The sequence below is a fragment of the Microcystis sp. LEGE 08355 genome, from assembly GCF_015207185.1.
GTDB classification, from domain to species: Bacteria; Cyanobacteriota; Cyanobacteriia; order Cyanobacteriales; family Microcystaceae; genus Microcystis; species Microcystis panniformis.
Genome location: NZ_JADEXI010000432.1, coordinates 1 through 3,990 on the forward strand (window position 1 = coordinate 1; position 3,990 = coordinate 3,990).

Here is a 3,990-nt window from a genome sequence, read left to right on the forward strand (position 1 = left end):
TCTACAGCAACCTAGAGGCGTTAATGGCTGAAAAAGGCTTAAGCATCGCCGAACTGTCGGAGCGGACAGGTGTAGCCCAATCCACTATCAGAAGTCTGATCAGGGGTAGGCTCAAAAGGCTCGACAGCATCAGCACTGGCAAACTAACCCAGTTTTTTCAGTGCAAACTGGACGAACTCTATGCGATGAAGTGGGAGTAGGGAACGGGCGACCACCTAACCAATACCCGTTGGAGTATTGTGGAGTTGGAGAGGCGATCGCTGTTCTTAGGGAGCAGTATGTGGTGGGGACGGTGACGGCTAAGATTGTTCAGCCAAAGCCTGATGAACTAAAAATATTTCCCTGATTTTAAAGGCTTATTTTGCTATAATAAGAAAGTAAAAATCCTGAAAAATTTAGAGTTAAATAGGAGAGATAAAATGGTTAATGAAATCAGTATTATTATCTCCAAAAATCCCGATGGATATTCGGTAAAATTTCCCGAATTAGAACTAATTAATCACCAAGATAGCTCTCTAGAAAATGTTTTAAATCGACTCAAAGCGGTTCTAGAAACTCATCTAATTTCTTCGGATATATTCCCTGAAGAAAAACTATCTCAGCTTCCGTCTGAAGGTAAGGAAATTATCAAGTTTGCGGGGATTTGGGAAGATATTCCTGAAGAAGATTTTATAAATTTTTGTGAGGAAGTAGAACAGCGTCGTCAAAATTCTTTATCGCGGAGATTCGAGATTTGAAACCTTGTTTACTTGATACTTATATTCTTTCTTTGTTTTTCCGCAATCATCCCCAGGTTGTTCATTCTTGTAATTTATATCTCCAAGAATACAGACAATTAAGTTTTAGCTTGATTACTCATTATGAAATCTTGAGCGGTTTAAAACATCGAGATGCCCAGAAACAGCTTGACAAGTTTTTGGAATTTTCCCAAGGGAATCAAATTCTACTTTTAACCGACGAATCGGTGACGATATCAGCTAAAATTTATGCCGACTTAAGGAAACAAGGGACTCCTCTTGACGACATCGATCTCTTAATTGCAGGAGTAGCTATAGCGAATAATTTAGTATTAATTACCCACAATCAAAAGCATTTCAGTAAAATTGAAGGGTTAGAATTAGAAGATTGGACACTATAACTATTCTGGAAAGATTTGGCAGATTAAGTGGTTTGGGCAAGGAAACAGAGATGAAACGAGATGAGGTACTGGCAATTCTAGACGCACACCGAGAACAGTTACAAAAACTAGGGGTGAAATCTTTGTCTTTATTTGGTTCAGTGGCAAGGGATGAAGCTGATGCCGATAGTGATGTAGATTTGTTAGTAGAATTCGATCGACAAGGTGGTTTTTTTCAACTTCTGCAAGTACAGTATTATTTAGAAGATATTCTGGGATGCTCTGTGGATTTAGGAACTCAGGATGCCTTACGAGAACATTTACGGGAACCTGTGCTGGAGGATGTTATCAATGCCTTCTAGAGATTGGCGACTTCGCCTTCAAGACATTTTAGAATCTATCAGGGAAATTGAACAGCGTACAAAGGGAATGACGTTTGAGGAATTTGCCAAGAATCAAACCACTATCAAAGCGGTTCTCTATGATTTTATCATTATTGGAGAAGCAACTAGAAATGTACCAAAGGAAATTCAGTCTCGCCATCCTCTTATTCCTTGGCGTTTGATGGGAGGAATGAGAAATGTTGCAACTCACGAATATTTTCAAGTTAATTTAAGTAGAGTTTGGGCAACTATTTAAGAAGATTTACCGACCTTAGTGCCACAGCTACAAGAAGTGTTAGAAAGCGAAATAGAAGCAGAATAGTTGTTGGATAAGCGAAAGCAAAAAAATAGACCCCTTCAACTGACTGAATAAAGGGGTGGCAATGGTCGTATTTTTAGAAGCAATTTAGCCTACTTTTGTGGTTTCTTTTCCGGTGGATTTAGTGGACTTTAGTTTGCGTTTGAGGGTTGAAGCTGCGCCTAGTGTGCCGAGGGCGAGGAGGCTGAGGGTGGAAGAGGGTTCAGGTGCTATCCTTAAATCATATCCTGCCTTCTTGAGTAAATCTTTGTCAGACTGTTGAATCACTCTTCTTGTTTCACCTGGTTTGAGACCTTTATACATAACTTCTGTTTTATCATCAGAATGAGTATTTACAGATAACATATGGATTAGCTCATGCAGTACAACAGTTGAAAAATCATATTCATCATTAGCTGGAAGGTTATTTTGATCAAAATGCCATTTCTTGTTTTTGTTGGCTCTTCGGGACTTGGTATGGTTCGATATGGGGGCATAAATCGACTAAATCCTTATCTGGCAAGAGATTTAATTGATTAGTTCGCTCCAGATCGCAAACAATTGACAAAAATTGCGGTAATGTCTCTCTCTATAAGGGTTTCATTCCTTATAACCCCGTCCATTGCATAAGACAAACCGAAGAACCTTTTTGTTGAAATAAATCTCACCCAGTGGATATTTGTCCTTCCATTCTGCTGGAGGGGTAAAAATTGGTTTCGCTGCAAATCCCAAAGCTCCTGTAAGATTTAAATCAAGTTGAAATCCGTCAACAGGAACTTTCCCCCAGTTACTGAAAAAATCGTCCCCAGCCCAACGCAAAGTGATGTCTGGATATTCCTCTACAAATGCTGGCTGTTGTTCAAAGAAACTGCCTAAATAGTTAATATCTTGGCGTACTGCTAATTTTTCTTCTTCAGTCCATTCAATGCCATCAAATGAAGTATTAAATTTGTAGGAAATAGGCAGAGAAAATGGCTGACTAGGTACGGGGGGGAATCCTGGATCGATTGGAATCTCATCAGCAGTTTGGCTTGATGCACTACCTCCAAAGCAAGTTAAGGTAACTATGGCGGAGGTGCAAAAAGCTATTGGTGCAAGTTTAAGAGTCATAGGAAAAGTTTCTTCGTTCTAGCGTGAGTACCGCTCTTGTAGCTTGGGTCAAGCGACAGCACAACCCAACCTTAAAGCCAGACAGCTAAACTATACACACTCCCCCCACAACTGTATCAAAAGCTACAATTCAACAAATCTTTATATTTCTCTCCCTGACACGGACTCACCTGGGACAGTAGCGACATCCCCTCCTTCCGCCAAGAAATGCCTCCTCAACGCTCAGATGAGTTTGGAGTTACAGCCCACATTCCGCACCCTCAACTGTCACATAAGCTGTCCCCCTCCAGAGACTTGAGTAAAAATACTTATCTGGTGAAGATTTTCTCGGTGGCCGTTAGGGGGGTCTTGAGACCCCTAATTATGAAAAAATAGGAATTGTTGGAAAACTTAGGCAGTGGGCTGTTCGACCATGAATCAATCAACAGAAATTGAAGTCAAAAATCTAGACCATCTGGGATTAGTAGCCGGAATTATCGATGAAATAGGAATCGTTGAAATTATCAACGAACAAGTCTCAATTGAGCGAGGAGAAATTGTCACAGCGGGGCAAGTCGTGAAAGCAATTATCCTGAATGGATTGGGATTTGTCTCCCGGGCCTTGTATTTATTTCCTCAATTTTTTGAAGATAAAGCAACCGAACATCTGCTGGGAGAAGGCATCGAAGCAAAACACCTGAATGATGATAAAATTGGTCGAGTAATGGACAAACTTTATCAACTGGATGTTTCGGGGATTTTCCTACTCATTAGTTTAGCCGCCGTCAAAAAATTTGGTGTAGCAACCGAGAACTCCCATTTAGATTCGACTTCTCTATCAGTAGAAGGAGAATATAACAAGGAATATCCAACAGTAGAAATCCTGAAATCAGGAGCAGTGGGAGAAGAAATTGAAACCAGACAACAGCCAATAAAAATTACCCACGGATACTCCCGCGACCGACGACCTGACTTAAAACAATTTATGATTGACTTAATCGTAAGTGGGGATGGAGATGTACCTTTATTCCTGAAAGTAGGGGACGGAAATGAAGCAGACAAAGCGGTTTTTGGTCAAATCGCCCGAGAATTTCAAAAACAAG

At 40.4% G+C, this 3,990-nt stretch carries 6 protein-coding genes and 3 pseudogenes; 6 read left to right on the forward strand and 3 right to left on the reverse strand.

Features of this window, described 5'->3' with window-relative positions; all coding sequences use genetic code 11:
* The 5 genes and pseudogenes from IQ242_RS18565 to IQ242_RS18590 all read left to right on the forward strand — a co-directional run.
* A partial coding sequence (locus IQ242_RS18565) for a helix-turn-helix transcriptional regulator (RefSeq protein WP_193960984.1) occupies nt 1–200 on the forward strand: 200 nt, incomplete at its 5' end.
* Between the two features lie 219 nt (nt 201–419).
* Entirely contained in the window at nt 420–737 is a 318-nt protein-coding gene (locus IQ242_RS18575; RefSeq protein WP_123230684.1) for a hypothetical protein, read from the forward strand.
* Complete coding sequence (locus tag IQ242_RS18580; protein WP_193960985.1) at nt 734–1,138, forward strand: type II toxin-antitoxin system VapC family toxin; 405 nt, start codon at nt 734–736, stop codon at nt 1,136–1,138. The genes IQ242_RS18575 and IQ242_RS18580 overlap by 4 nt, the downstream gene beginning before the upstream one ends.
* A gap of 50 nt (nt 1,139–1,188) precedes the next feature.
* Nucleotides 1,189–1,479 (forward strand): nucleotidyltransferase family protein, encoded by a 291-nt coding sequence (locus IQ242_RS18585; RefSeq protein ID WP_193960990.1) that lies wholly within the window; start codon nt 1,189–1,191, stop codon nt 1,477–1,479.
* Nucleotides 1,469–1,822 (forward strand): annotated as a pseudogene (locus IQ242_RS18590) (DUF86 domain-containing protein). Before IQ242_RS18585 ends, IQ242_RS18590 begins: the two are co-directional and overlap by 11 nt.
* A gap of 84 nt (nt 1,823–1,906) precedes the next feature.
* Here IQ242_RS18590 and IQ242_RS26330 read toward each other — a convergent pair.
* The 3 genes and pseudogenes from IQ242_RS26330 to IQ242_RS18600 form a co-directional block, all read right to left on the reverse strand.
* Nucleotides 1,907–2,026: pseudogene (locus tag IQ242_RS26330) on the reverse strand (PEP-CTERM sorting domain-containing protein); the annotation flags it as partial.
* Between the two features lie 96 nt (nt 2,027–2,122).
* Nucleotides 2,123–2,299, reverse strand: a pseudogene (locus tag IQ242_RS27245) (hypothetical protein); the annotation flags it as partial.
* A gap of 99 nt (nt 2,300–2,398) precedes the next feature.
* Nucleotides 2,399–2,908 carry a hypothetical protein gene (locus IQ242_RS18600; protein ID WP_193960988.1) on the reverse strand — a complete coding sequence of 170 codons (510 nt, stop codon included), beginning with the start codon at nt 2,906–2,908 and terminating at the stop codon, nt 2,399–2,401.
* 412 nt (nt 2,909–3,320) lie between these two features.
* Between IQ242_RS18600 and IQ242_RS18605 the strand changes: the two genes are divergently transcribed.
* A partial coding sequence (locus tag IQ242_RS18605) for an IS1634 family transposase (protein ID WP_193960989.1) occupies nt 3,321–3,990 on the forward strand: 670 nt, incomplete at its 3' end.

Coding starts and splice junctions, on each gene's coding strand:
- IQ242_RS18575 (WP_123230684.1), top strand. CDS start 420: ATGGTTAATGAAATCAGTATTATTATCTCCAAAAATCCCGATGGATAT.
- IQ242_RS18585 (WP_193960990.1), top strand. CDS start 1,189: ATGAAACGAGATGAGGTACTGGCAATTCTAGACGCACACCGAGAACAG.
- IQ242_RS18600 (WP_193960988.1), bottom strand. CDS start 2,908: ATGACTCTTAAACTTGCACCAATAGCTTTTTGCACCTCCGCCATAGTT.